This is a genomic window from Cellulomonas bogoriensis 69B4 = DSM 16987, assembly GCF_000767165.1.
In the GTDB taxonomy this organism is placed as follows: domain Bacteria; phylum Actinomycetota; class Actinomycetes; order Actinomycetales; family Cellulomonadaceae; genus Actinotalea; species Actinotalea bogoriensis.
Genome location: NZ_AXCZ01000281.1, coordinates 1 through 2,196 on the forward strand (window position 1 = coordinate 1; position 2,196 = coordinate 2,196).

General features: G+C 71.7%; 3 protein-coding genes. All 3 read left to right on the top strand.

Annotated features, from left to right (window positions below; genetic code table 11):
- A partial coding sequence (locus tag N869_RS14590) for a tRNA lysidine(34) synthetase (protein WP_035062804.1) occupies positions 1 to 694 on the top strand: 694 nt, incomplete at its 5' end.
- Between the two features lie 3 nt (positions 695 to 697).
- Complete coding sequence (gene hpt / locus N869_RS14595; protein ID WP_035062806.1) at positions 698 to 1,252, top strand: hypoxanthine phosphoribosyltransferase; 555 nt, start codon at positions 698 to 700, stop codon at positions 1,250 to 1,252.
- A 138-nt stretch (positions 1,253 to 1,390) separates the two neighbouring features.
- Positions 1,391 to 2,196 (top strand): ATP-dependent metallopeptidase FtsH/Yme1/Tma family protein (locus tag N869_RS14600; RefSeq protein WP_035062807.1); only part of this gene is annotated, 806 nt, incomplete at its 3' end.

Consider the following 2,196-nt stretch of genomic DNA (forward strand, 5'->3'; position numbering starts at 1 on the left):
GGCCCTGGACGAGGCGGCGCGGGGGACCGGCGCGGCCGCCGTCCTGCTCGGTCACACGCGCGACGACCAGGCCGAGAGCGTGCTCCTGGGCCTGGCCCGGGGGTCGGGTGCGCGTTCCCTGGCGGGGATGCAGGTGTCCCGGGGTGTCCTTCGTCGACCGTGGCTGGAGGTGACCAGGGCCCAGACCACGCGGGTGTGCCAGGTGCACGGGTGGGACCCGTGGGTGGATCCCACCGACCACGGGGGCGGTGGCGCCCCGTTGCGCAGCCAGGTGCGTCACCGGGTGCTGCCGGTGCTGGAGGAGGTGCTGGGCCCGGGGGTGGCTGCCGCCCTGGCGCGGACCGCCGCCCAGCTGCGGGAGGACGCCGACGTCCTGGACGCTCTCGCCGTGGACGTCCTGGGTCGGGTCACGCTCGGACGGTGGGCCGGACGGGTGGACCTGGACGCCGCCGCCCTGGGTACCCACCCGGCCGCGGTGCGCCGCCGGGTGCTGCACCGGGCCTGCGCGCAGGTGGGGGTCCCGGGCGGTGCGGTGCGGCGGGGGCACGTGCTGGACCTGGACGCCCTGGTCGTGGACTGGCGGGGTCAGGGTCCGGTGGCGCTGCCCGGTGGCGGCGAGGGGCGCAGACGGTGTGGCAGGCTGACCGTGGCCGGTTCACCGACCGGCGGCGGTCAGGACGACAGGGAGCAGTGAGCGGTGGACGCAGCGGACATGGGTCAGGACCTGGAGCGGGTCCTGCTGACCGAGGAGCAGATCGGCACGCGCCTGGACGAGCTCGCCGCGCAGATCGACGCCGACTACGCCGGTCGTGAGGTCCTGCTGGTGGGCGTGCTCAAGGGCGCGGTCATGGTGATGGCCGACCTGGCCCGACGTCTGCACCTGCCGGTCGAGATGGACTGGATGGCGGTGTCGTCCTACGGCGCGGGCACCACGTCCTCGGGTGTGGTGCGCATCCTCAAGGACCTGGACGCCGACCTCACCGGGCGCCACGTCCTGATCGTGGAGGACATCATCGACTCCGGCCTGACGCTGTCGTGGCTGCTGTCGAACCTGCGCACCCGCGGCCCGGCGTCGGTCGAGGTCGCCACCATGCTGCGCAAGCCCGAGGCCGCGAAGGTCGACGTGGACGTGCGCTACGTGGGCTTCGACATCCCGACGGACTTCGTGGTCGGGTACGGGCTCGACTACGCCGAGAAGTACCGCAACCTGCCGTTCGTGGGGACCCTGGCCCCCCACGTGTACACCGACTGACGGTTCGGCCGAGGGGCCGGCCGGAGGGCGGCGCGTCCTGCCCTGGGCGAACAGGGGCAGGGTGGGGCGGTTCCACCAGGTAACGTGCACGGCAGTCACCCCCGCGAGCAGGAGGGATCGGGCCAGGCCCCGTCGCCCATGAACCTCAAGCGCCTCACCCGTGGTCCGATCCTGTGGATCGTCCTGGCGGTCGCGATCCTCTGGATCGCCGCGTCGTCCTTCATGCGGGAGGGCGTCGAGCGCATCGACACCTCCCTGGGCCTGGAGCTCCTGGCCGAGGAGGGCCGTGTCGAGCAGGTCCTGATCGTCGACGGCCAGCAGCGTGTGGACCTCACGCTCACCGAGACCGACGACGAGGACGACGAGCTCGGCACGAACGTGCAGTTCTACTACGTCGCCCCGCAGGGTCCCGCGGTGGTGCAGGCCGTGGTCGACGCCGACCCGCCCGGTGGGTTCAACTCCGAGGTGCCGCAGACCACGTGGTGGTCCAGCCTGCTGATGCTGCTCCTGCCGTTCGTGATCATCATCGCGCTGTTCTGGTTCCTGCTGTCCCGCATGCAGGGCGGCGGCTCGCGCGTGATGCAGTTCGGCAAGTCCAAGGCCAAGCTGGTCTCCAAGGAGACCCCGCAGGTCCGGTTCACCGACGTCGCGGGTGTGGACGAGGCGGTGGAGGAGCTGCAGGAGATCAAGGAGTTCCTCTCCGACCCGAGCAAGTTCCAGGCGGTGGGCGCCAAGATCCCCAAGGGTGTCCTGCTGTACGGCCAGCCCGGTACCGGCAAGACGCTCCTGGCCCGCGCGGTCGCCGGCGAGGCGGGCGTCCCGTTCTACTCGATCTCGGGCTCGGACTTCGTCGAGATGTTCGTCGGGGTCGGGGCCTCGCGGGTCCGTGACCTGTTCGAGCAGGCCAAGAGCAACGCCCCCGCGATCATCTTCATCGACGAGAT